Origin of the sequence: Streptomyces sp. NPDC006294, assembly GCF_042870895.1 — a bacterium.
Lineage (GTDB): Bacteria > Actinomycetota > Actinomycetes > Streptomycetales > Streptomycetaceae > Streptomyces.
Genome location: NZ_JBIAHV010000013.1, coordinates 225255 through 249046 on the forward strand (window position 1 = coordinate 225255; position 23792 = coordinate 249046).

Consider the following 23792-nt stretch of genomic DNA (forward strand, 5'->3'; position numbering starts at 1 on the left):
CCGGGGTGTCGGTGAATCGCCACCGGGCCGCCATGTTTCGTCCCGACGGCGCAACGGCGAGGGCCCCCGGCCCGCCGAGAACGGCGGGCCGGGGGCCCTCATATGACGCTCCGTCCGGAGCGGCACAGGTCGGTCAGAACAACAATTACTTGTTGATCTTGGTGACCTGGCCGGCGCCCACGGTCCGGCCACCCTCACGGATGGCGAACTTCAGGCCCTCCTCCATGGCGACCGGCTGGATCAGCTGGACGGACATGGTGGTGTTGTCGCCCGGCATGACCATCTCGGTGCCCTCGGGGAGGGTGACGACGCCGGTCACGTCCGTGGTACGGAAGTAGAACTGCGGGCGGTAGTTGTTGAAGAAGGGGGTGTGACGGCCACCCTCGTCCTTCGACAGGATGTAGGCCTGGGCCTCGAACTCGGTGTGCGGCGTGACCGAACCGGGCTTGATGATGACCTGGCCGCGCTCGACGTCCTCGCGCTTGATGCCACGGAGGAGCAGACCGACGTTCTCACCGGCCTGGCCCTCGTCGAGCAGCTTGCGGAACATCTCGATGCCGGTGACCGTGGTGGTGGTCTTCTCGGTCTTGATACCGACGATGTCGACGGTCTCGTTGACCTTGAGGACACCACGCTCGATACGACCGGTGACGACGGTGCCACGACCGGTGATCGTGAAGACGTCCTCGATCGGCATCAGGAACGGCTTGTCGACGTCACGCTCGGGCTGCGGGATGGACTCGTCGACGGCCTTCATCAGGTCGAGGACGGACTGGCCCCACTCGGCGTCGCCCTCGAGCGCCTTGAGCGCCGAGACCTTGACGACCGGCAGGTCGTCGCCCGGGAACTCGTACTCGGAGAGCAGCTCACGAACCTCGAGCTCGACGAGCTCCAGGATCTCCTCGTCGTCCACCATGTCGGCCTTGTTCAGGGCGACGACGATGTACGGAACGCCGACCTGGCGGGCCAGGAGCACGTGCTCCTTGGTCTGCGGCATCGGGCCGTCAGTGGCGGCGACCACGAGGATGGCGCCGTCCATCTGGGCAGCACCCGTGATCATGTTCTTGATGTAGTCCGCGTGACCGGGGCAGTCGACGTGGGCGTAGTGACGCGATTCAGTCTGGTACTCGACGTGCGCGATGGAGATGGTGATACCGCGCTGGCGCTCCTCAGGAGCCTTGTCGATCTGGTCGAAGGCCGAGGCCTCATTCAGGTCCGGGTACGCGTCGTGCAGCACCTTGGTAATGGCGGCCGTGAGGGTCGTCTTACCGTGGTCGATGTGACCGATGGTGCCGATGTTGACGTGCGGCTTAGTCCGCTCGAACTTCGCCTTCGCCACTGGGGTCCTCCTGTGGAGTGGTTCTGTACGCCTTACTCATCGGCGCCAGGTGATCTTTGCTGGGATGCCGGGGCCCGGGGCATTCCCTCCGTGATGTCGGAGGAAATGCCCCAGCAGGCTCCGGTGACAAGCCTAAAGCGTCAACTCGGGTGAGTTACTCGCCCTTGGCCTTCGCGATGATCTCCTCGGCGACGTTCCGGGGAACCTCGGCGTAGGAGTCGAACTGCATCGAGTAGCTTGCGCGACCCGAGGTCTTGCTGCGGAGGTCTCCGACGTAGCCGAACATCTCCGAGAGGGGCACGAGGCCCTTCACGACGCGAGCGCCGTGGCGCTCCTCCATGGCCTGAATCTGACCACGGCGGGAGTTGATGTCGCCGATGACCTCACCCATGTAGTCCTCGGGCGTGGTGACCTCGACGGACATCATCGGCTCGAGCAGTACGGGCGAAGCCTTGCGCGCGGCCTCCTTGAAGGCCTGCGAACCGGCGATCTTGAAGGCCAGCTCGGAGGAGTCGACCTCGTGGTAACCACCGTCGAGAAGAATGACGCGAACGCCGGTCATCTCGTAGCCGGCCAGGATGCCGAACTGCATGGCCTCCTGTGCGCCCGCGTCCACCGAAGGGATGTACTCCTTGGGGATGCGGCCACCGGTGACCTTGTTCACGAACTCGTACGAGGCGTCGCCGCCCTCGATCGGCTCGATCGCGATCTGCACCTTGGCGAACTGACCGGTACCACCGGTCTGCTTCTTGTGCGTGTAGTCGTGGCGCTCGACGGTCTTGCGGATCGTCTCACGGTACGCGACCTGCGGCTTGCCGACGTTCGCCTCGACCTTGAACTCGCGGCGCATACGGTCGACGAGGACGTCGAGGTGAAGCTCGCCCATACCACCGATGATGGTCTGGCCGGTCTCCTCGTCCGAGTGAACCTGGAAGGAGGGGTCCTCCTCCGCGAGCCGCTGGATGGCGACACCCAGCTTCTCCTGGTCACCCTTGGACTTGGGCTCGATCGCGACCTGAATGACCGGCGCCGGGAAGTCCATGGACTCCAGGATCACCGGGCTCTTCTCGTCGCACAGCGTCTCACCGGTGGTGGTCTGCTTCAGGCCCATGACGGCGACGATGTCGCCGGCGCCCACCGCGTCGATCTCCTCACGCTTGTTCGCGTGCATGCGGTAGATCTTGCCGATGCGCTCCTTCTTGCCCTTGACGGAGTTCAGCACCGAGGTGCCGGCCTCCAGGCGACCCGAGTAGACCCGGATGAAGGTGAGCTTGCCGAGGTGCGGGTCGCTCGCGATCTTGAACGCGAGGGCCGACAGCGGCTCGCTCTCCGACGGCTTGCGCGAGACGACCGTCTCCGGGTCCTTCACGTCGTGGCCCTCGATGGCCTCGACGTCCAGGGGGGAGGGGAGGTAGCGCACAACGGCGTCGAGCAGGGGCTGGACGCCCTTGTTCTTGAAGGCGGTACCACAGAACACCGGGGTGATCGTGGTGTCGCCGCCCTTGCCGGAAGCGATGGTGATACGACGGATCGCGGCGTACAGCTGCTCCTCGGTGGGCTCCTGGCCCTCGAGGTACAGCTCCATGATCTCTTCGTCGTTCTCCGCGACCGTCTCGATCAGCTTGCCGCGCCACTCCTCGGCGGCCTCGGCGTGCGTGGCCGGGATGTCGACGGTGTCGTACATCTCGCCCTTGGTGGCCTCGGCGGACCAGACAAGAGCCTTCATACGAACGAGGTCGACGACGCCCTTGAAGTCGGCCTCGGCGCCGATCGGCAGCTGCATCACGATCGGGGTCGCGCCGAGGCGGTTCACGATCATGTCGACACAGCGGTGGAACTCGGCACCGGTGCGGTCGAGCTTGTTGACGAAGCAGATGCGCGGGACGCCGTAGCGGTCCGCCTGGCGCCAGACGGTCTCGGACTGCGGCTCGACACCGGCGACACCGTCGAACACGGTGACGGCACCGTCGAGGACGCGGAGCGAACGCTCCACCTCGACCGTGAAGTCGACGTGACCCGGCGTGTCGATGATGTTGATCGTGTGATCGACGTCCTCGAGCGGCCAGTGACAGGTCGTCGCGGCCGACGTGATCGTGATGCCGCGCTCCTGCTCCTGCTCCATCCAGTCCATCGTGGCAGCGCCGTCGTGGACCTCACCGATCTTGTAGCTCACACCGGTGTAGAACAGGATGCGCTCGGTGGTCGTCGTCTTGCCCGCGTCGATGTGGGCCATGATCCCAATGTTGCGGACCTTGGCCAGGTCAAGCGAAGTGGTGGCCATAAGGCTCAATCTTCTCTCGGTCTCGATGTGGGTAGCGACTACCAGCGGTAGTGCGCGAAGGCCTTGTTGGACTCGGCCATCTTGTGCGTGTCCTCACGCTTCTTGACCGCAGCGCCGAGGCCGTTGGAGGCGTCGAGCAGTTCGTTCATGAGGCGCTCGGTCATGGTCTTCTCACGGCGGGCGCGGGAGTAACCCACGACCCAGCGCAGCGCGAGGGTGGCGGCGCGACCGGGCTTGACCTCGATCGGCACCTGGTAGGTGGCGCCACCGACACGGCGGGACTTGACCTCGAGAGACGGCTTCACGTTCTCGAGAGCACGCTTGAGGGTGATGACCGGGTCGGCGCCGGTCTTCTCACGAAGACCCTCCATCGCGCCGTAGACGATCCGCTCGGCGGTGGAACGCTTGCCGTTGAGCAGGATCTTGTTGATGAGCGAGGTCACCAGAGGAGAACCGTAAACCGGGTCGATGATGACCGGGCGCTTCGGGGCGGGGCCCTTACGAGGCATTCTTACTTCTCCTTCTTGGCGCCGTAGCGGCTGCGGGCCTGCTTGCGGTTCTTGACACCCTGGGTGTCGAGCGAGCCGCGGATGATCTTGTAACGAACACCCGGCAGGTCCTTCACACGGCCACCACGCACGAGCACGATGGAGTGCTCCTGCAGGTTGTGTCCCTCACCCGGGATGTAGGCCGTGACCTCGATGCCGGAGGTCAGACGCACACGCGCGACCTTACGGAGGGCCGAGTTCGGCTTCTTCGGGGTGGTCGTGAACACACGCGTGCAGACGCCACGACGCTGAGGGGAACCCTCGAGCGCGGGCGTCTTGTTCTTCTCGACCTTGTCCTGCCGGCCCTTACGGACCAGCTGCTGGATCGTAGGCACTACTTCTCCGGTTTCTGTGTGCCGTCAGTGAAGCTAACCTGGAACATCTCCGACCCACGCGGTCGGGTGTGTCGAATACTGCGGACCTCCACCGAGAGGTGGAAGGAACACAGATTGCGGTGGCCGATATCTGACTCGCGTTGCGGTTGAAGACACGCACACGAGCCCAGGCACACCCCAGGCACAAGGTCTGAGCGTACCTACCGCATGGACTCCGGTCAAAACAAATGCCCACGCGCGGGACGACCCTCACTACCTGCGCACCCGTCACCCGCCCGCGGACCCCCGCCCCGCGCCGGACGCGGCCTCGGACGAACGCCGCCGGATTGCCGGAAGTCGGCAACGCGGGGCGCCCAAGACAGCCCCCGGCATCCCCTGACCCGGGCACCGGCGCGCCCGGACAATGCGGTGAGCCGAACCGTCCGGTACGAGGAGGTCCGCCGTGACCGACCACCGAGCCCGAACCGCCCACGACCTCGACGACACCACCGTCGACGTGCGCCTGACCATCATGGAATACGCGGATGTGGCAGGCGGCTACGCGGCCGCCGTGAGCGCGCCGGGAGTGCCGCGGGCCGTCGTCGACGACTACGCCGTCGTCGTGGACGTGCTCGCCCTCGCCCACGCCCTCCCGCCCGCGGACGTGCCACCCGTGCTCGCGGTGGGAGCACGGGCACTGCGCAGGGTCCACTTCGCGCTCCTCGGACAGCCCCAGCCCCGGGAGACGCCATGAGACCCCGCCCGTCGCCCGCCGCCGCCCTCGCCACGACCGGCTCCTGGCGCCCGCTGCCCGGTGTGCGCACCGCGACCCGGGTCCGTACGGTCCTGACCCACCTGGGGTGCTTCGTGGCGGCCCTGGCACTGCTGAGCGCGGCGGCGGGCGGGACGGCAGCCGCCCCGGTGCTCCTGTTCGCCCTGCTGCTCGGCTCCGGCACCGCGCTCTGCCTCCGTCTGCGCCGGCTGCGCGAGCGGGCCGGAACCCCGGCAGCAGTACCGCAGGCCCTGCTGCCGTCCGCGCGGCCCCTGTCCGGGCAGCAGGCCGCCGAGCAGGCCGTCACCCGGTACGGGGAGCTGCTCGCGCGCCGCCCCCTGGCCGGCGGCGCCCACGCGGCCGACTGGCAGATCGCCCTCGACGTCTACGAGGAGGCCAAACACGCGGAACCGGGCCTGGTGCCGCGGATCCTCGCCCGCGGGCACCAGGCCCTGGAGCGGCTGTCCACCGGCGGCGACGACCGGCGGACGGAGAACGACCCGGCCGTCTGGAGCCACGGCAGCGGCTCGGCCACTCTGCGGATGCCCCGGCCCGAGGGCTGGACGGGCAAGTGCCTCCTGGCCTTCGAGGGGACCTCCCCCGGCGGCTTCCTGGTGTGCGCGAGGGTCGGCGGCCGCCGGGGCCGGCGGGCCGTGAAGCTGGCCTCCCGCGAGCGGGGCCCGGCCCTGGTCCGCGTGCCCGCACCGGCCCCCGTCGACGACGCCGTCACCATCGAGATCATCACGGACGGACCGTGGCGGGCCGCCCTGCTCCCCGCCCGCCGGGCGCGCGCCCTCGACGGCACGGTGCACGGCGACGCCTCGGAGGTGCTGCTGAACCGCGCCGGGCACCGCGTGGCCACGTTCGAGCACCGGGGCGACGGGGACTTCGCCATCCGTGAGCCCCGTGCCGCGGACCCCCGCGCCGGCCGGCTGATCGCCGAGGGCCGGGGCCGGTCGTCCCTGCGGCTCGGCCTGCAGGGCGTCGGCGCCGTCTTCGTCGACAGTGACGACGCCTGGGCCCTGTCCGCGCCCGGGACCTGACGGCCCCGGGCCCGACCGCACGAGAACGCCGAAGGGCGGCCACCCCGTGGGGTGACCGCCCTTCTTCACACGCTCTTACTGGTTGTACGGACCGTAGTCGTAGTCCTCCAGCGGAACGGCCTGGCCGGAGCCCGTGCCGAACGGCGAGTAGTCGATGTCGTCATAGCCGACGGCCGAGTACATCGCGGCCTTGGCCTCCTCGGTCGGCTCGACCCGGATGTTGCGGTAGCGGGACAGACCCGTACCGGCCGGGATGAGCTTACCGATGATGACGTTCTCCTTGAGGCCGATCAGGGAGTCGGACTTGGCGTTGATCGCCGCGTCCGTCAGAACCCTGGTCGTCTCCTGGAAGGACGCCGCCGACAGCCACGACTCGGTCGCCAGCGAGGCCTTGGTGATACCCATCAGCTGCGGACGGCCGGAGGCGGGGTGACCGCCCTCGGTGACCACACGACGGTTCTCGGTCTCGAACTTCGACCGCTCGACCAGCTCGCCGGGCAGCAGCTCGGCGTCGCCGGACTCGATGATCGTCACACGGCGCAGCATCTGCCGGATGATGATCTCGATGTGCTTGTCGTGGATCGACACACCCTGCGAGTTGTAGACCTTCTGGACCTCGCCGACCAGGTGGACCTGGACCGCGCGCTGACCGAGGATCCGCAGCACGTCGTGCGGGTTGGTGGCACCCACGGTGAGCTTCTGGCCCACCTCGACGTGGTCGCCCTCGCCGACCAGGAGACGGGCACGCTTCGAGATCGGGAACGGCGTCTCGTCGCTGCCGTCGTCCGGGGTGACGACGAGCTTCTTGGTCTTCTCGGTCTCCTCGATACGGACGCGGCCGGCCGCCTCCGAGATCGGGGCGACACCCTTGGGCGTACGAGCCTCGAAGAGCTCGACGACACGGGGCAGACCCTGGGTGATGTCGTCACCGGCCACACCACCGGTGTGGAAGGTACGCATCGTCAGCTGCGTGCCGGGCTCACCGATGGACTGGGCGGCGATGATGCCGACCGCCTCACCGATGTCGACCAGCTTGCCGGTCGCGAGCGAACGGCCGTAGCAGTACGCACAGGTGCCGACCGCGGACTCACAGGTCAGGACCGAGCGGGTCTTGACCTCCTCCACACCGGCCGCGACCAGCGCGTCGATGAGCACGTCACCGAGGTCGACGTTGGCCGGCGCGATGACCTTGCCCTCGACGACGACGTCCTCGGCGAGCATCCGGGCGTAGACAGAGGTCTCGACGTCCTCGGTCTTGCGCAGGCTGCCGTCGGCGCCACGCTCCGCGATCTTGAGCTTGAGGCCGCGGTCGGTGCCGCAGTCCTCCTCGCGGATGATGACGTCCTGCGAGACGTCCACCAGACGACGGGTCAGGTAACCCGAGTCGGCGGTACGCAGGGCGGTGTCCGCCAGACCCTTACGGGCGCCGTGCGTGGAGATGAAGTACTCCAGCACGGACAGGCCCTCACGGAAGGACGCCTTGATCGGACGCGGGATGGTCTCGTTCTTGGCGTTCGACACCAGACCACGCATACCCGCGATCTGACGCATCTGCATCATGTTTCCGCGAGCACCCGAGTTGACCATCATGGAGACCGGGTTGGTCTTCGGGAAGTTCGCGTTCATGGCCTCGGCGACCTCGTTGGTCGCCTTGGTCCAGATCGCGATGAGCTCCTGCGTGCGCTCTTCCTTGGTGATCAGACCGCGCTCGTACTGCTTCTGGACCTTCTCGTCCAGGTCCTCGTAGCCCTTGACGATCGCCTTCTTGGCGTCGGGGACCACGATGTCCGAGATGGCAACGGTGACACCGGAACGGGTCGCCCAGTAGAAGCCGGCCGCCTTCAGGTTGTCGAGCGTCGCCGCCACGATGACCTTGGGGTAGCGCTCTGCGAGGTCGTTGACGATCTCGGAGAGCTGCTTCTTGCCGACCGTGTAGTCGACGAACGGGTAGTCCTCGGGCAGCAGCTCGTTGAAGAGCGCGCGGCCCAGGGTGGTGCGCAGACGGAACGAGTCCCCCTGCTGCCACACGCCCTCGCCGAAGGAGTCGTCGCCCTCCACCTGCGCCGGCGGCGTCCAGCCGCGCGGCGGGATGGTGCCGACCGGGAAGCGGATGTCGATCTTCGCCTGGAGCGAGAGCTCCCGGGCGTCGAACGCCATGATCGCCTCGGCGGTGGAACCGAAGGAGCGGCCCTCACCGATGACCTTGCGCTCCTCCTCGTCCGTGGTCAGGAAGAAGAGGCCCAGCACCATGTCCTGGGTCGGCATGGTGACCGGACGGCCGTCGGCCGGCTTGAGGATGTTGTTCGAGGACAGCATCAGGATGCGCGCCTCGGCCTGCGCCTCCGCGGAGAGCGGCAGGTGCACGGCCATCTGGTCACCGTCGAAGTCCGCGTTGAACGCGGTGCAGACGAGCGGGTGGATCTGGATGGCCTTGCCCTCGACCAGCTGCGGCTCGAAGGCCTGGATGCCGAGGCGGTGCAGCGTGGGCGCACGGTTCAGCAGCACCGGGTGCTCGGCGATGACCTCTTCGAGGACGTCGTACACCACGGTGCGGCCACGCTCGACCATGCGCTTGGCCGACTTGATGTTCTGCGCGTGGTTCAGGTCGACCAGGCGCTTCATCACGAACGGCTTGAAGAGCTCCAGCGCCATGGCCTTGGGCAGACCGCACTGGTGCAGCTTCAGCTGCGGGCCGACGACGATGACGGAACGCGCCGAGTAGTCGACTCGCTTACCGAGCAGGTTCTGACGGAAGCGGCCCTGCTTGCCCTTGAGCATGTCGGACAGCGACTTCAGCGGACGGTTGCCGGGGCCCGTGACCGGGCGACCACGACGGCCGTTGTCGAAGAGGGCGTCGACCGCCTCCTGGAGCATCCGCTTCTCGTTGTTCACGATGATCTCGGGGGCGCCGAGATCGAGCAGGCGCTTCAGACGGTTGTTGCGGTTGATCACCCGGCGGTACAGGTCGTTCAGGTCGGAGGTCGCGAAGCGGCCACCGTCCAGCTGCACCATCGGACGCAGGTCCGGCGGGATGACCGGCACGCAGTCGAGCACCATGCCCTTGGGGCTGTTGGACGTCTGCAGGAACGCGGAGACGACCTTGAGGCGCTTGAGCGCACGGGTCTTCTTCTGGCCCTTGCCGGTGCGGATGATCTCGCGGAGGCGCTCGGCCTCCTCGTCGAGGTCGAAGGACTCCAGGCGCTTCTGCAGCGCCGCGGCGCCCATCGAGCCGTCGAAGTACGTGCCGAAGCGGTCACGCAGCTCGCGGTAGAGCAGCTCGTCGCCCTCGAGGTCCTGGACCTTGAGGTTCTTGAAGCGGTTCCACACCTCGTCGAGACGGTCGATCTCGCGCTGGGCGCGGTCGCGCAGCTGCTTCATCTCACGCTCGGCGCCCTCGCGCACCTTGCGGCGCACGTCGGCCTTGGCACCCTCGGCCTCGAGCTCGGCGAGGTCCGTCTCGAGCTTCTTGGCGCGGGCCTCGAGGTCGGCGTCGCGGCGGTTCTCGACCTGCTGGCGCTCGACGGAGACATGGGCCTCCAGCGACGGCAGATCGCGCGTGCGGCGCTCTTCGTCCACGAACGTGATCATGTAAGCGGCGAAGTAGATGACCTTCTCGAGGTCCTTCGGCGCCAGGTCCAGCAGGTAGCCGAGGCGCGACGGGACGCCCTTGAAGTACCAGATGTGGGTGACGGGAGCGGCGAGCTCGATGTGGCCCATCCGCTCGCGGCGCACCTTGGCACGGGTGACTTCGACGCCACACCGCTCACAGATGATGCCCTTGAAGCGGACACGCTTGTACTTGCCGCAGTAGCACTCCCAGTCCCGGGTCGGACCGAAGATCTTCTCGCAGAAGAGTCCGTCCTTCTCGGGCTTGAGGGTGCGGTAGTTGATGGTCTCGGGCTTCTTGACCTCGCCGTGGGACCAGGTCCTGATGTCGTCCGCGGTGGCCAGGCCGATCCGCAGCTCGTCGAAGAAGTTGACGTCGAGCACTGTGCGTCAATCCCTCTTTCGGGGTCGTGTCTCAATCATGGTCTGAACGGTCCCGGGGATGGCGGGGGCTCCTGTGTGGGAGCCCCCGCCAGGCCCGTCAGACCTCTTCGACGCTGCTCGGCTCACGCCGGGACAGGTCGATACCGAGCTCCTCCGCGGCGCGGAAGACGTCCTCGTCCGTGTCGCGCATCTCGATGGACATGCCGTCCGAGGAGAGCACCTCCACGTTGAGGCAGAGCGACTGCATTTCCTTGATGAGCACCTTGAAGGACTCGGGAATGCCGGGCTCGGGGATGTTCTCGCCCTTGACGATGGCCTCGTAGACCTTCACGCGGCCGGTCACGTCGTCGGACTTGATGGTCAGCAGCTCCTGGAGGGCGTAGGCCGCTCCGTACGCCTCGAGTGCCCACACCTCCATCTCTCCGAACCGCTGGCCACCGAACTGGGCCTTACCACCCAGCGGCTGCTGGGTGATCATCGAGTACGGACCGGTCGAACGGGCGTGCAGCTTGTCGTCGACCAGGTGGTGGAGCTTGAGGATGTACATGTACCCGACCGAGATCGGGTCCGGGAACGGCTCGCCGGAGCGGCCGTCGAACAGGTTGGCCTTGCCGGACGGCTGGACCATCCGGTTGCCGTCGCGGTTCGGGATCGTGGCCTCGAAGAGGCCGGCGATCTCGTCCTCGCGGGCGCCGTCGAAGACCGGGGTGGCGACGTTGGTGCCGGGCTCGACCTCGTCGGCGCCGATGACCTGCAGTCGCTGCATCCACTCCTCGCTGCCCTCGACCTTCCAGCCCTGGCTGGCGAGCCAGCCGAGGTGGATCTCAAGGACCTGTCCCGGGTTCATTCGGGACGGGACGCCCAGCGGGTTGAGGATGATGTCGACCGGGGTGCCGTCCTCCAGGAACGGCATGTCCTCGATCGGCAGGATCTTCGAGATGACGCCCTTGTTGCCGTGACGGCCGGCGAGCTTGTCACCGTCGGTGATCTTGCGCTTCTGGGCCACGTAGACGCGGACCAGCTGGTTGACGCCCGGGGGAAGCTCGTCGCCCTCCTCGCGGTCGAAGACGCGCACACCGATGACCTTGCCGGTCTCGCCGTGCGGCACCTTCAGCGAGGTGTCACGGACCTCGCGCGCCTTCTCACCGAAGATCGCGCGGAGCAGGCGCTCCTCCGGGGTCAGCTCGGTCTCGCCCTTGGGCGTGACCTTGCCGACCAGGATGTCGCCGGCGACGACCTCGGCGCCGATACGGATGATGCCGCGCTCGTCGAGGTCCGCGAGGACCTCCTCGGAGACGTTCGGGATGTCCCGGGTGATCTCCTCGGGGCCGAGCTTGGTGTCACGGGCGTCGACCTCGTGCTCCTCGATGTGGATCGAGGAGAGGACGTCGTCCTGCACGAGGCGCTGCGACAGGATGATCGCGTCCTCGTAGTTGTGACCCTCCCACGGCATGAACGCCACGAGCAGGTTCTTGCCGAGCGCCATCTCACCGTTCTCGGTGGCGGGGCCGTCGGCGAGGACCTGGCCCTCGATGACGCGGTCGCCCTCGGAGACGATGACCTTCTGGTTCACCGAGGTGCCCTGGTTGGAGCGGGAGAACTTCGCGATGCGGTACGTGGTGTACGTGCCGTCGTCGTTGGTGACGGTGACGTAGTCGGCCGAGACCTCCTGGATGACACCGTCCTTCTCCGCCTTGATGACGTCACCGGCGTCGGTGGCGCAGCGGTACTCCATGCCGGTGCCGACGAGCGGCGCCTCCGCCTTGATGAGCGGAACGGCCTGGCGCATCATGTTCGCGCCCATGAGGGCACGGTTGGCGTCGTCGTGCTCGAGGAACGGGATCATGGCGGTCGCCACCGACACCATCTGGCGCGGCGAGACGTCCATGTAGTCGACCTCGGTCGGCGGGACGTAGTCGACCTCGCCGCCACGGCGGCGGACCAGAACACGGGCCTCGGTGAACCGGAGCTCGTCGCTCAGGGTCGCGTTCGCCTGGGCGATGACGAAGCGGTCCTCCTCGTCGGCGGTCAGGTAGTCGACCTCGTCGGTGACCTGGCCGTCGGTGACCTTGCGGTACGGGGTCTCGACGAAACCGAACGCGTTGACCCGGCCGTAGGACGCGAGCGAGCCGATCAGACCGATGTTCGGGCCTTCAGGGGTCTCGATCGGGCACATGCGGCCGTAGTGCGACGGGTGCACGTCACGGACCTCGAAGCCGGCCCGCTCACGGGAGAGACCACCCGGGCCGAGCGCCGACAGACGGCGCTTGTGGGTGAGACCCGACAGCGGGTTGTTCTGGTCCATGAACTGCGACAGCTGGCTGGTGCCGAAGAACTCCTTGATGGAGGCGACGACCGGCCGGATGTTGATCAGGGTCTGCGGCGTGATCGCCTCGACGTCCTGGGTCGTCATCCGCTCACGCACGACGCGCTCCATACGAGCCAGACCCGTGCGGACCTGGTTCTGGATGAGCTCGCCGACGTTGCGCAGACGACGGTTGCCGAAGTGGTCGATGTCGTCGGTCTCGACGACGATCTGGGTACCGGACTCGCCCACCGTCTCGGTCTCGCCGGCGTGCAGCTTGACCAGGTACTTGATGGTGGCGATGACGTCGTCCGACGTGAGCACGCCAGCGTCCAGCGGCTCGTCCGCGCCGAGCTTCTTGTTCACCTTGTAGCGGCCGACCTTGGCGAGGTCGTAGCGCTTCGGGTTGAAGTAGAGGTTCTCGAGCAGCGTCTGAGCGGCCTCGCGCGTCGGGGGCTCGCCCGGACGCAGCTTGCGGTAGATGTCGAGCAGCGCGTCGTCCTGGCCCTGGGTGTGGTCCTTCTCCAGGGTGGCGCGCATCGACTCGTACTCGCCGAACTCCTCGAGGATCTGCTCGGTGGTCCAGCCGAGAGCCTTCAGGAGGACGGTGACGGACTGCTTGCGCTTGCGGTCGATGCGGACACCGACCATGTCGCGCTTGTCGATCTCCATCTCGAGCCAGGCACCCCGGGACGGGATGATCTTGGCCGTGAAGATGTCCTTGTCGGACGTCTTGTCGATGTTGGAGTCGAAGTAGACACCCGGCGAGCGGACCAGCTGCGACACGACGACACGCTCGGTGCCGTTGATGACGAAGGTGCCCTTGTTGGTCATGAGCGGGAAGTCGCCCATGAAGACCGTCTGGGACTTGATCTCGCCGGTCTCGTTGTTGGTGAACTCGGCCGTGACGAAGAGCGGGGCCGCGTACGTGAAGTCGCGCTCCTTGCACTCGTCGATCGAGTTCTTGGGGGGCTCGAAGCGGTGGTCGCGGAAGGTCAGCGACATCGACCCGGAGAAGTCCTCGATCGGGGAGATCTCCTCGAAGATCTCCTCCAGACCGGACTTGGTGGGGACGTCCTGTCCGCTTTCGAGAGCCGCCTCGACACGAGCCTTCCATGCGGCATTACCGAGCAGCCAGTCAAAGCTCTCGGTCTGCAGCGCGAGGAGGTTCGGAACCTCGAGGGGCTCCTTGATCTTTGCAAAGGAGATGCGCAGCGGGGCAGTGCTGGCGCCGTTGTTCGTATTCGCGGTCGAGGCGTTGCGCGAGGCGGCCAAGAGGGGGTCCTTCCGAGGGCTCGGACTCACTACGCGCGTACCGGTCCCATGGTGTGCATGGAGGGAGAAACCCCAGCTAGGGGCTGTTCTTCATCCGATGCTCAATCACGGGCATGCCCCTGGTGACGGGCAGAGGGCAGCTAACAGGCAGCGCAAAGGGTCAGTGTAGCCACTTGGCACACTGATGTCCAGTGCGGGTCTTGGCGACCCTCGAATCCCTCGTTGTTCTCATCTCCGCTGCGAACCCTGTGCGCCGTGAGGCGCACCTCGATACTGCCCGTTCGGTCGCCGATCCATGCCTCGGAACAAGGATCCGTGTGACGACGCGTCCTGAGAATTGCGCGCTGCGTGCGGTTCGTCAAGGCCCCCGCCCCTGAGCTGCTGCTCCGGGTCCTGCCTGCCGCCGTGAGGGGCGCACGGCGATGATCACCATACTCCCCGGAGGGCGAAGAGCAAGGCAGCCTCGGCGGGTATGCCGAAGGGCGACCACCCAGTTGGATGATCGCCCTTCGGTGTGCGTGCGTTACACGCGAGGAGTCAGCAGACTCCCTGGGGTCACTTGACCTCGACGGAGGCGCCGGCGGCCTTGAGGGACTCGGCAGCCTTCTCCGCGGCGTCCTTGGCGACCTTCTCGAGGACCGGCTTCGGGGTGCCGTCGACGAGGTCCTTGGCCTCCTTCAGACCCAGCGAGGTCAGCTCACGCACGACCTTGATGACCTGGATCTTCTTCTCACCGGCGCCGGTGAGGATGACGTCGAACTCGTCCTGCTCGGCCTCGGCCTCGGCCGGGGCGGCAGCGGCGCCACCAGCGGCGACGGCGACCGGGGCGGCGGCGGTGACGTCGAACTTCTCCTCGAAGGCCTTCACGAACTCGGAGAGCTCGATGAGGGTCATCTCCTCGAACTGCGCAAGCAGGTCGTCCTGGGACAGCTTCGCCATGATGGCGTCCTTCCACTCATTCGGCAGGTGCCGTGTGTACATGTGAGGCGGGCGTACGTTCGGCCCGCTGCGACCGCTGCCTCAGGCGGCGGTCAATGCGCGAGCCGAATTACTCGGCACCGCCCTGCTCGGCCTTCTTGGCACGAAGCGCCTCCGCGGTGCGGACGAACTTCGAGGGAAGCGCCTGGAAGAGCGCGGCAGCCTGGGACTGCTTGCCCTTCATGGCGCCCGCCAGCTTGGCGAGCAGAACCTCGCGGGACTCGAGGTCCGCGAGCTTCTTGATCTCATCGGCGGACAGCGCCTTGCCATCAAGGACACCGCCCTTGATGATCAGGTTCGGGTTGTCCTTGGCGAAGTCACGAAGACCCTTCGCCGACTCCACCGGGTCACCGGTGATGAAGGCAACCGCCGTCGGACCAGTGAAGTGGTCGTCGAGCGAGTTGATCCCGGCCTCGTTGGCCGCGATCTTGGTCAGCGTGTTCTTCACCACGGCGTACTGGGCGTTCTCACCGAGCGAACGGCGCAGCTCCTTGAGCTGAGCCACGGTGAGACCCCGGTACTCGGTCAGCACGGCGGCGTTCGAGCTGCGGAACGACTCCGTCAGCTCGGCCACCGCGGCAGCCTTGTCGGGCCTTGCCATGAGCGTCGGCCTCCTTCCGGGTGATGAGGACCGCTCAGAAGGCGCCGAACAAAACGAAACGCCCCGGCGCAGGCGCACGGGGCTCAGCTCGACCGGAATCACTTCCGGGAGCTTGCTTCCTCAAGGCACCTGCGCGGGTCGTCCGCTTCTGAGCGGATCCTTCGGCCACCGGACCCTCGGAGGAGAGCACGGCAACGACCAGCGGTCTTTGGCTTCCTCGGAAGAGTACGGGAGCAGGTCCCGCTCAGGCAAATCGGGTCATCCGCAGCATTCGTCAGGCGGCGCCGACGCCGTCCGCGCTCCCCGGCCCGTCGCCCGTGTCACCGGCGCCGAACTCCTCGCCGAGGCCCTCCAGCATCTTCGTGAAGTCGAACGTCTCGCTCGCCGGCGGTGCCTTGACCTCGGACTTCACGCCGTAGTCCGAGTAGTTCGCCACCATCTCGACGGTGCCCATGGGGCTGTCGATGCCGATGTCCATCCGCACCGGATAGCCGTCCTCGTTGACCCAGACCTCGGTGTCGTAGCCCTCGATGCCGGACTCGTCGATGCCCGCCAGCAGCTCCTTGCGCTCCTCGGGCGTGAGGACGTCGAGCGACGTGTCGGCCTCGAGCATCTCGGCGACCGTGAGCGAGCCCTTGTAGTGCTGGGTGTCCACGCCGTCGATCCTCTGAGGGCCGATGTGCTTGAGATTCGGCGACTGGAGGAGCAGCGCGAGCTGCTGGGCCGGGTCCTGGTTCAGTTCGTCCAGCCCGCCGGTCAGCGGCTCCTGGAGGGTCTCGTCGCCGGACAGCGCGGCCATGGCGCCGAGGTCCATCTTCATCCAGCGCTTGCCGTCCATGTCGATGGGCGCCTTCGCACCCATGTCCATGTACATGACCTCGTCCAGCATCACCATGCGGATCTGCTCGGGCGCGTCCGGCGTGGCCGCCGGGAACGCGCCGCCCTTGATGGTCATGTCCATCGCCGCGGGGTCCCAGCCCATGGTCCCCGTCATCTCCATGCTGCCGCCGCCCCCCGCGGCCGCCGGCATCGAGAGGGTCACCCGCACCTTGGCGGACTTGGCGGCCGCGGTCTTCTCGTAGGCCGCCGTGAGCGCCTGCGTCACCGCCCCGCGGGACTGGGTCGGCGGCTTCGCCGACGGGGCCTCCGCGGCCTTCTTCTCGGCGCTCTGGCACCCCGACACACCGGCGACCAACGCGACGGCCGTCAGCGAGACGCCTGCGCGCCGTCCCCATGCGGACATGATCATCTTCCCACCCCTTGGTTCGTACCGATCTCTTGAACCGTAGCCCACCCCACCGACACCCAGGAGTGAAACAAACCGGCCCCCGCCGCTCCGAGGAGCGGCGGGGGCCGGATCACGACGCGGGCCCGTCAGGGCCGCCCTGGCCGTCGGTCTCAGACCGCGGCCGGGTCCTCCTCGACGAGGAGGTTGCGGGTGCGGTTGGAGTCCAGCGGGATGCCGGGGCCCATCGTGGTGGTCAGGGTCGCCTTCTTGATGTAGCGGCCCTTCGCGGCGGACGGCTTCAGACGAAGGATCTCGTCCAACGCGGCCGCGTAGTTCTCGACCAGCTTCGTCTCGTCGAAGGAGACCTTGCCGATGATGAAGTGCAGGTTCGAGTGCTTGTCGACGCGGAACTCGATCTTGCCGCCCTTGATCTCGGTGACGGCCTTGGCGACGTCCATCGTGACGGTGCCGGTCTTCGGGTTCGGCATCAGGCCACGCGGACCGAGCACGCGGCCGAGGCGGCCGACCTTGCCCATGAGGTCCGGGGTGGCGACGACCGCGTCGAACTCGTTCAGGCGGTTGCCCTTGGAGATCTCGTCGATCAGTTCGTCGGAGCCGACGATGTCGGCGCCCGCGGCTTCCGCGGCCGCAGCACGGTCACCGGTCGCGAAGACCAGGACCCGGGCGGTCTTGCCGGTGCCGTGCGGAAGGTTGACGGTGCCACGGACCATCTGGTCGGCCTTACGCGGGTCAACGCCCAGACGGAAGGCGACCTCGACGGTGCCGTCGAACTTGGTGGCTGCGGTGTCCTTGGCGATACGGATCGCCTCGAGCGGGGCGTAGTTGCGCTCCCGGTCGATCTTGGCGTCCGCAGCGCGGAGAGTCTTGCTGCGCTTCACTTCTGCTCCTGATGTGTTGAGCGTGGAGTCGTGGTGCGGACCAGCGCTTGGTCCTGCCACTGAGGCCTACGAGGGGGCTGTCAGCCCTCGACCGTGATGCCCATGGAACGGGCGGTGCCAGCAATGATCTTCGACGCGGCGTCGAGGTCATTGGCGTTCAGGTCGGGGAGCTTGGTCGTGGCGATCTCGCGGACCTGGGCAGCCGTCAGCTTGGCGACCTTGGTCTTGTGCGGCTCGCCGGAGCCCTTGTCCACACCCGCGGCCTTGAGGATCAGCTTGGCGGCCGGCGGAGTCTTGGTGATGAAGGTGAAGGAACGGTCCTCGTAGACCGTGATCTCCACCGGCACGACCATGCCACGCTGCGACTCGGTCGCGGCGTTGTAGGCCTTGCAGAACTCCATGATGTTGACGCCGTGCTGACCCAGTGCGGGGCCGACCGGCGGAGCCGGGTTGGCCGCACCGGCCTGGATCTGGAGCTTGATAAGCCCCGTGACCTTCTTCTTCTTGGGAGGCATTGCTCTCTCCGGGTCCTAGTGAGAGTGTTCCGCCCGTCATCCGATCATCCGGATGCAGGCATACCGCGCAACGATAACGGGTATCTGTGCGCGGCCAAAAACCGAGCAGGTCAGACAACCTGCGAGAGGCGGTCTGACCTGTTCGGAAGCCGTGTGTCCAGAAGGAGCTAGTTCTTCTGGATCTGGTCGAAGCTCAGCTCGACCGGGGTCTCGCGACCGAAGATCTCGACGAGGCCCTTGACCTTCTTCGAGTCGGCGTTGATCTCGTTGATCGTGGCCTGCAGCGTCGCGAACGGACCGTCGGTGACGGTGACCGAGTCGCCGACCTCGAAGTCCAGCACCTGGACCTCGACCTTGCGGGCCGGAGCCGGCTTGCCCTCGGCCTCGGCGGCCTCGCGGGCGGCCTTCTCCTCGGCCTCGGGGGCGAGCATCTTGACGATCTCGTCCAGGGTCAGCGGGTACGGGTCGTAGGCGTTGCCCACGAAGCCGGTGACGCCGGGGGTGTTGCGGACGACGCCCCAGGACTCGTTCGTCAGGTCCATGCGGACGAGCACGTAACCGGGCAGCTTGTTCTGCCGGACGTTCTTGCGCTCGCCGTTCTTGATCTGGACGATCTCTTCCTCGGGGACCTCGGCCTGGTAGATGAAGTCCTCGACGTTGAGCGAGACGGCACGCTGCTCCAGGTTGGCCTTCACGCGCTTCTCGTAGCCCGCGTAGGTGTGGATCACGTACCACTCGCCCGGCAGGCCGCGGAGCTCGTCGCGGAGCGCGGTGACCGGGTCGACCGGGGCCGCCGGCTCCTCCTCGGCCTCTTCGGGCTCCTGCGCGTCGGCGTCCGCCTCTGCGTCGGGCTCAGCTTCGGCTTCGGCTTCGGCGTCGGCGGGCTCGGGGGTCTCGTCACCGGTCTCGTCGACGCTCTCGACATGCAGAGCCTCGTCCTCGGCCGGCTCGCCGGCCACGGGGTCGGCAGCCTCGGCCTGGTCCGGCTCCACGGCGTCCGCCGCCTCGACGATGTCGAGCTCGTCCTCGGCGGACTCGAAGCTCTCGCCGGAACGGTCGGCGTCGTTCAGGTTCGGGTCAGACACGGTGGCTGCTTCTTCCTGGATACAGATGGGTGGAACATGCGAAAGGGGCGCCGAGTCCGGCGCCCTCCGCGGATCAGCCGAAGACGTACTTGACGGCTTCCTGGTAGCCGAAGTCGAGCGCGAGCACGATACCGATCATGATCACGACGAAGATGATCACCACTGTGGTGTACGTCGTCAGCTGGTTACGCGTCGGCCAGACGACCTTGCGCAGCTCGGCGACGATCTGACGGTAGAAGAGGGCCAGGCGGCCGAGCGGGCCCTTCTTGCCGCGCTTGCCGCCCTTGCGGGCCTTCTTCTTCGAGTCGGCGCTCTCGTCCTCGGCATCAGGCATGTCGATGGAGCCTACGGCGTCCGTCACGATCTCTCACCTGATTCCCGGGTCGTGGCCGTGCCGCGTCCGGATGAGCCGCACGGCTGTGCATCGAAATACTTCATGCGCACACAGCGTGGCGCAGTGTGTAGCAGGGCCGGAGGGACTTGAACCCCCAACCGCTGGTTTTGGAGACCAGTGCTCTACCAATTGAGCTACGACCCTTTGTGGTTCCCAACCTACCGCATCCGTCCGGATGCACTAAGTGCCCGGCTCGGACGTGGCTGGTGAGGGCCAACAGCCAGTGAGTGTACGTGTTCCCAGGCCCGGCGTCGAACACAAAGCCCCGCGGTCCGTTTCGGACCGGTCCCGCGGACCATGACTGACCGCTTCTGTCCGCTCTTCGAAACCTGTGTGCCGCCGCCGAATGCCGTCTGGGACCATGGGCCGCATGAGCCCTGCAACCCCTCCCACCGAGCGCCGGGTCTCCGCGCGCATCGGCGCGATCTCCGAGTCCGCGACCCTCGCCGTCGACGCCAAGGCCAAGGCCCTCAAGGCCGCCGGGCGTCCGGTGATCGGCTTCGGCGCCGGCGAGCCCGACTTCCCCACCCCCGACTACATTGTCGAGGCTGCCGTCGAGGCCTGCCGCAACCCGAAGTACCACCGCTACACCCCGGCCGGCGGTCTGCCCGAGCTGAAGAAGGCCATCGCGGAGAAGACGCTCCGTGACTCCGGCTACGAGGTGGACCCGGCCCAGATCCTGGTGACCAACGGCGGCAAGCAGGCGATCTACGAGGCGTTCGCCGCGATCCTCGACCCGGGTGACGAGGTCGTCGTCCCGGCGCCGTACTGGACCACCTACCCCGAGTCGATCCGGCTCGCGGGCGGGGTGCCGGTCGAGGTCGTCGCCGACGAGACGACCGGATACCGCGTCTCCGTGGAGCAGCTGGAGGCGGCGCGCACGGAGAAGACCAAGGTCGTCCTCTTCGTCTCGCCGTCCAACCCGACCGGCGCCGTCTACAGCGAGGCCGACGCGCTCGCGATCGGCGAGTGGGCCGCCGAGCACGGCCTGTGGGTGATGACGGACGAGATCTACGAACACCTGGTCTACGGCGACGCGAAGTTCACCTCACTGCCGGCGCTCGTCCCGGCTCTGCGCGAGAAGTGCGTCGTGGTCAACGGCGTCGCCAAGACGTACGCGATGACCGGCTGGCGCGTCGGGTGGATCATCGGCCCGAAGGACGTCGTCAAGGCCGCGACCAACCTCCAGTCGCACGCCACGTCCAACGTCTCCAACGTGGCGCAGATCGCGGCGCTGGCCGCGGTCTCCGGCAGCCTGGACGCGGTCGCCGAGATGCGCAGCGCCTTCGACCGCCGCCGCCGGACCATCGTGCGGATGCTCAACGAGATCGACGGCGTCGTGTGCCCGGAGCCCGAGGGCGCGTTCTACGCGTACCCGTCCGTGAAGGGGCTGCTGGGCAAGGAGATCCGCGGCAAGCGTCCGCAGTCCTCCGTGGAGCTCGCGGCCCTGATCCTCGACGAGGTCGAGGTCGCGGTGGTCCCGGGCGAGGCGTTCGGCACCCCGGGCTATCTGCGCCTCTCCTACGCGCTGGGCGACGAGGACCTGGCGGAGGGCGTGTCCCGGATCCAGAAGCTGCTGGCCGAGGCGAAGGCCTAGAGCGTCCCGCGTCCGGAAGCGAGCGGCGTCTCCCCTTCACGGGGAGGCGCCGCTCCGGCGTTGCGGGCGGTCTCCGCCGTCCCCCGTCTTCCGTTTCTGCGTTCGGGCAAGAACCCGATCGGGGAAAAGGGCTGCCCGGGGCGGGGTCGGTGCGGCAGGATCCATGAATGCTGCACTCTTCAGGTGGACACCCCCACAACCCTCCGTACGTTCGAGACGTCAGCCTGCTGCCGAAGGCCCATCTGCACCTGCACTTCACCGGGTCGATGCGGCCCGGCACCCTGCTGGAGCTCGCCGACAAGCACGGCGTGCACCTCCCGGAGGCGCTGACCGGGGGCGAGCCGCCGAAGCTGCGCGCCACCGACGAGCGCGGCTGGTTCCGCTTCCAGCGGCTGTACGACATGGCCCGCTCCTGCCTCCGCGATCCGGAGGACATCCAGCGGCTGGTGCGCGAGGCGGCGGAGGAGGACATCCGGGACGGCTCGGGCTGGCTGGAGATCCAGGTCGACCCGACCTCGTACGCGCCCCGGCTCGGGGGGCTGATCCCGGCGCTGGAAGTCATCCTCGACGCCGTGGACACCGCCTCGCGGGAGACCGGGCTCGGGATGCGCGTGCTGGTCGCGGCGAACCGGATGAAGCACCCGCTGGACGCCCGGACCCTCGCCCGTCTCGCGGTGCGGTACGCGGACCGGGGCATCGTCGGCTTCGGACTGTCCAACGACGAGCGGCGGGGCATGGCCCGGGACTTCGACCGCGCGTTCGCCATCGCGCGTGAGGGCGGGCTGATGGCGGCTCCGCACGGCGGCGAGCTGACCGGCCCCGCGTCCGTACGGGACTGTCTGGACGATCTGCGCGCCTCCCGCATCGGGCACGGCGTCCGGGCGGCGGAGGACCCGCGGCTGCTGCGCAAGCTCGCCGAGCGGGGCATCACCTGCGAGGTGTGCCCCTCGTCGAACGTGGCGCTCGGCGTGTACGAGAAACCCGAGCACGTGCCGCTGCGGACGCTGTACGAGGCCGGTGTCCCGATGGCCCTGGGCGCCGACGACCCGCTCCTGTTCGGTTCCCGGCTGGCGGCCCAGTACGAGCTGGCCCGCCATCACCACGGCTTCACGGACGCGGAGCTGGCGGACCTGGCACGCCAGTCGGTGCGGGGTTCGGCGGCGCCGCAGGAGACCAAGGAGAAACTGCTCGCCGGGGTGGACGACTGGCTGGCCGGCCCGGTGGCCTGACGGCGCCGCTCAGCGCGGGCCGTCGTCGACGGCGATTCCCCGCAGCAGGGTCCGGGCGAGACCGGCCGTGAACGCGTCGAGGGACTGCGGTGGCCTGCGGTCCGGGCTCATCTCGTAGGCGAAGGCGCGCTGGGCGCAGGCTCCCAGCAGCAGGGACGCGGCGGCGTGGGTGTCGGCGTCGGGGCTGATGCGCCCGGCCTGCTGCTCGGTGCGCAGATAGGCGTCGAGGCCCTCGATCGGCCGGTGCGGGCCGGTCCCCATCTCGCGCATGGCCTCCTCGTGGCGCTGCTTGAGCTGCGGTTCGGCGTACAGCGACGCGGCCATGGGGAACGTCTGCTCGTAGAAGAGGGCGGCACGGCGGGCGATGTCGGTGAGGTTCTGCTCGACGCTCGCGTCGCCGGGGTCGGCGATCAGCCGGTGCAGGAGGGCGCCGAGCTTGGGCAGTCGTTCGGCCAGCACCGTCACGAAGAGCTCCTCCTTGCTGGAGAAGTGCTTGTAGAGCGCCGCCTCCGAGCAGCCCGCGGCCTTGGCGATCTCCTTGGTGGTCGTCCGCGCGAGGCCGAGGGAGAGCATCAGTTCCCGCGCGGCGTCGATGATGCGTACGCGGGTCGGCTTCTGGTCCATGCGCGCTCCTGACCGGGCTTGACGAGTGAGTGAGTGCACACTCACTCTAGAGGTGAGTGAATACTTACCCACCCTAGGAGGGTGCGCGATGAAGCTCACGGTGTTCGGCGCGACCGGCGGCATCGGCCAGGAGATCGTCGGACAGGCCCTGGCGGCGAGCCATCAGGTCACCGCCGTGGTCCGCGATCCGGCGCGGTTCGGCGTGACGGGGGAAGCGCTCGAGGTGGTGCGCTCCGACCTGAGGGATCCGCAGGAACTGCGTCCGGCCGTGGCCGGGCAGCACGCGGTGCTCTCCGGTCTCGGCGCCCGCAGCAGGTCCGACGCCGGGATCACGGCCCGGCTCACGCGGGCGGTGGTGGCCGCGATGGAGGCCGAGGGGACGCGGCGGCTGCTGGTCGTCAGCGCGGCCCCGCTCGGTACGCCGCCGCAGCGGGAACCGCTGCTGGACCGCGCGATGATGTCGGTCGTGGGGGCGGTCCTGAAACCGGTCTACGACGACCTGCGGGCCATGGAGGCCGAACTGGCGCGCAGCGCGACCGACTGGACGTCCGTACGGCCGCCGAAGCTGGTGGACAGGCCGCTGACCGGCGAGTACCGCACCGCCGTCGGCGGGAACCCGCGCAGCGCGCGGTCGATCGGCCGGGCCGACGTCGCGCACGCGATGCTGTCCATGGCCGACGACCCGGCGACCCTCAAGAGGGGCGTCGGCGTCGCCTACTGAGGCGGGCGGCGGCGGTGACGGAGCGGGGGCTCGGGCGGCGGAGGAGCGGTGGCT

General features: G+C 67.8%; 19 protein-coding genes and 1 tRNA gene. 5 read left to right on the forward strand and 15 right to left on the reverse strand.

Going from position 1 to position 23792, the window contains the following annotated elements:
- Positions 1-145: 145 nt before the first annotated feature.
- The 4 genes from tuf to rpsL form a co-directional block, all read right to left on the reverse strand.
- Entirely contained in the window at positions 146-1339 is a 1194-nt protein-coding gene (gene tuf, locus ACFYOP_RS24110; RefSeq protein WP_356898603.1) for an elongation factor Tu, read from the reverse strand.
- A 154-nt stretch (positions 1340-1493) separates the two neighbouring features.
- Positions 1494-3620, reverse strand: coding sequence for an elongation factor G (fusA, locus tag ACFYOP_RS24115; RefSeq protein ID WP_356898604.1), 2127 nt, complete (start codon positions 3618-3620; stop codon positions 1494-1496).
- Between the two features lie 38 nt (positions 3621-3658).
- Positions 3659-4129, reverse strand: coding sequence for a 30S ribosomal protein S7 (rpsG, locus tag ACFYOP_RS24120; protein ID WP_014047773.1), 471 nt, complete (start codon positions 4127-4129; stop codon positions 3659-3661).
- 2 nt (positions 4130-4131) lie between these two features.
- On the reverse strand, positions 4132-4503 hold the full coding sequence (gene rpsL / locus ACFYOP_RS24125) for a 30S ribosomal protein S12 (RefSeq protein ID WP_003948652.1): 372 nt from the start codon (positions 4501-4503) through the stop codon (positions 4132-4134).
- Positions 4504-4945: 442 nt separating this feature from the next.
- Here rpsL and ACFYOP_RS24130 point away from each other — a divergent pair, with 442 nt between their 5' ends.
- Positions 4946-5236, forward strand: coding sequence for a hypothetical protein (locus ACFYOP_RS24130; RefSeq protein ID WP_356898605.1), 291 nt, complete (start codon positions 4946-4948; stop codon positions 5234-5236).
- Entirely contained in the window at positions 5233-6297 is a 1065-nt protein-coding gene (locus ACFYOP_RS24135; protein ID WP_356898606.1) for a hypothetical protein, read from the forward strand. Before ACFYOP_RS24130 ends, ACFYOP_RS24135 begins: the two co-directional genes overlap by 4 nt.
- A 75-nt stretch (positions 6298-6372) precedes the next feature.
- Here ACFYOP_RS24135 and ACFYOP_RS24140 read toward each other — a convergent pair whose 3' ends face one another.
- The 10 genes from ACFYOP_RS24140 to ACFYOP_RS24185 form a co-directional block, all read right to left on the reverse strand.
- A complete protein-coding gene (locus ACFYOP_RS24140) occupies positions 6373-10287 on the reverse strand; it encodes a DNA-directed RNA polymerase subunit beta' (protein WP_356898607.1) in 3915 nt (1304 codons plus the stop codon).
- A gap of 97 nt (positions 10288-10384) precedes the next feature.
- On the reverse strand, positions 10385-13867 hold the full coding sequence (gene rpoB / locus ACFYOP_RS24145) for a DNA-directed RNA polymerase subunit beta (protein ID WP_356898608.1): 3483 nt from the start codon (positions 13865-13867) through the stop codon (positions 10385-10387).
- Positions 13868-14422: 555 nt separating this feature from the next.
- Positions 14423-14806, reverse strand: a complete 384-nt coding sequence (gene rplL / locus ACFYOP_RS24150; protein ID WP_005313624.1) for a 50S ribosomal protein L7/L12 — start codon at positions 14804-14806, stop codon at positions 14423-14425.
- Between the two features lie 109 nt (positions 14807-14915).
- The gene (gene rplJ, locus ACFYOP_RS24155) at positions 14916-15446 is read right to left on the reverse strand and encodes a 50S ribosomal protein L10 (RefSeq protein WP_005313626.1); all 531 of its coding nucleotides are present in this window, start codon (positions 15444-15446) and stop codon (positions 14916-14918) included.
- A 274-nt stretch (positions 15447-15720) separates the two neighbouring features.
- The gene (locus ACFYOP_RS24160) at positions 15721-16695 is read right to left on the reverse strand and encodes a hypothetical protein (protein ID WP_356898609.1); all 975 of its coding nucleotides are present in this window, start codon (positions 16693-16695) and stop codon (positions 15721-15723) included.
- Positions 16696-16844: 149 nt separating this feature from the next.
- Positions 16845-17573 carry a 50S ribosomal protein L1 gene (rplA, locus tag ACFYOP_RS24165; RefSeq protein WP_356898610.1) on the reverse strand — a complete coding sequence of 243 codons (729 nt, stop codon included), beginning with the start codon at positions 17571-17573 and terminating at the stop codon, positions 16845-16847.
- An 80-nt stretch (positions 17574-17653) separates the two neighbouring features.
- Positions 17654-18088: a 50S ribosomal protein L11 gene (gene rplK / locus ACFYOP_RS24170; RefSeq protein ID WP_005313632.1), complete on the reverse strand. Its 435-nt coding sequence runs from the start codon at positions 18086-18088 to the stop codon at positions 17654-17656.
- 167 nt (positions 18089-18255) lie between these two features.
- A complete protein-coding gene (gene nusG / locus ACFYOP_RS24175; RefSeq protein ID WP_356898611.1) occupies positions 18256-19173 on the reverse strand; it encodes a transcription termination/antitermination protein NusG in 918 nt (305 codons plus the stop codon).
- A 73-nt stretch (positions 19174-19246) separates the two neighbouring features.
- Positions 19247-19534: a preprotein translocase subunit SecE gene (gene secE, locus ACFYOP_RS24180; RefSeq protein WP_356898612.1), complete on the reverse strand. Its 288-nt coding sequence runs from the start codon at positions 19532-19534 to the stop codon at positions 19247-19249.
- 104 nt (positions 19535-19638) lie between these two features.
- Positions 19639-19711 (reverse strand) — tRNA-Trp (locus ACFYOP_RS24185).
- 226 nt (positions 19712-19937) lie between these two features.
- Between ACFYOP_RS24185 and ACFYOP_RS24190 the strand changes: the two genes are divergently transcribed.
- Together ACFYOP_RS24190 and ACFYOP_RS24195 are read left to right on the forward strand one after the other, a co-directional pair.
- Complete coding sequence (locus ACFYOP_RS24190) at positions 19938-21164, forward strand: pyridoxal phosphate-dependent aminotransferase (RefSeq protein WP_356898613.1); 1227 nt, start codon at positions 19938-19940, stop codon at positions 21162-21164.
- Positions 21165-21331: 167 nt separating this feature from the next.
- Positions 21332-22393 (forward strand): adenosine deaminase, encoded by a 1062-nt coding sequence (locus ACFYOP_RS24195; protein ID WP_356898614.1) that lies wholly within the window; start codon positions 21332-21334, stop codon positions 22391-22393.
- Positions 22394-22402: 9 nt separating this feature from the next.
- On the opposite strand, the gene ACFYOP_RS24200 is transcribed toward ACFYOP_RS24195, so the two are convergent.
- Positions 22403-23017, reverse strand: a complete 615-nt coding sequence (locus ACFYOP_RS24200; RefSeq protein WP_356898615.1) for a helix-turn-helix domain-containing protein — start codon at positions 23015-23017, stop codon at positions 22403-22405.
- Between the two features lie 88 nt (positions 23018-23105).
- On the opposite strand from ACFYOP_RS24200, the gene ACFYOP_RS24205 reads away from it, so the two are divergent.
- Positions 23106-23738 (forward strand): NAD(P)H-binding protein, encoded by a 633-nt coding sequence (locus tag ACFYOP_RS24205; RefSeq protein WP_356898616.1) that lies wholly within the window; start codon positions 23106-23108, stop codon positions 23736-23738.
- Positions 23739-23792 lie beyond the last annotated feature (54 nt).

Bases quoted from the DNA above. Each gene is read 5' to 3' on its own strand.
- rplJ (WP_005313626.1), bottom strand. From the start codon at position 15,446: ATGGCAAGGCCCGACAAGGCTGCCGCGGTGGCCGAGCTGACGGAGTCG.
- ACFYOP_RS24160 (WP_356898609.1), bottom strand. From the start codon at position 16,695: ATGATCATGTCCGCATGGGGACGGCGCGCAGGCGTCTCGCTGACGGCC.
- ACFYOP_RS24190 (WP_356898613.1), top strand. From the start codon at position 19,938: ATGAGCCCTGCAACCCCTCCCACCGAGCGCCGGGTCTCCGCGCGCATC.
- ACFYOP_RS24200 (WP_356898615.1), bottom strand. From the start codon at position 23,017: ATGGACCAGAAGCCGACCCGCGTACGCATCATCGACGCCGCGCGGGAA.
- rplK (WP_005313632.1), bottom strand. From the start codon at position 18,088: ATGCCTCCCAAGAAGAAGAAGGTCACGGGGCTTATCAAGCTCCAGATC.
- ACFYOP_RS24135 (WP_356898606.1), top strand. From the start codon at position 5,233: ATGAGACCCCGCCCGTCGCCCGCCGCCGCCCTCGCCACGACCGGCTCC.
- fusA (WP_356898604.1), bottom strand. From the start codon at position 3,620: ATGGCCACCACTTCGCTTGACCTGGCCAAGGTCCGCAACATTGGGATC.
- rpsG (WP_014047773.1), bottom strand. From the start codon at position 4,129: ATGCCTCGTAAGGGCCCCGCCCCGAAGCGCCCGGTCATCATCGACCCG.
- ACFYOP_RS24205 (WP_356898616.1), top strand. From the start codon at position 23,106: ATGAAGCTCACGGTGTTCGGCGCGACCGGCGGCATCGGCCAGGAGATC.
- rplL (WP_005313624.1), bottom strand. From the start codon at position 14,806: ATGGCGAAGCTGTCCCAGGACGACCTGCTTGCGCAGTTCGAGGAGATG.
- ACFYOP_RS24195 (WP_356898614.1), top strand. From the start codon at position 21,332: ATGCTGCACTCTTCAGGTGGACACCCCCACAACCCTCCGTACGTTCGA.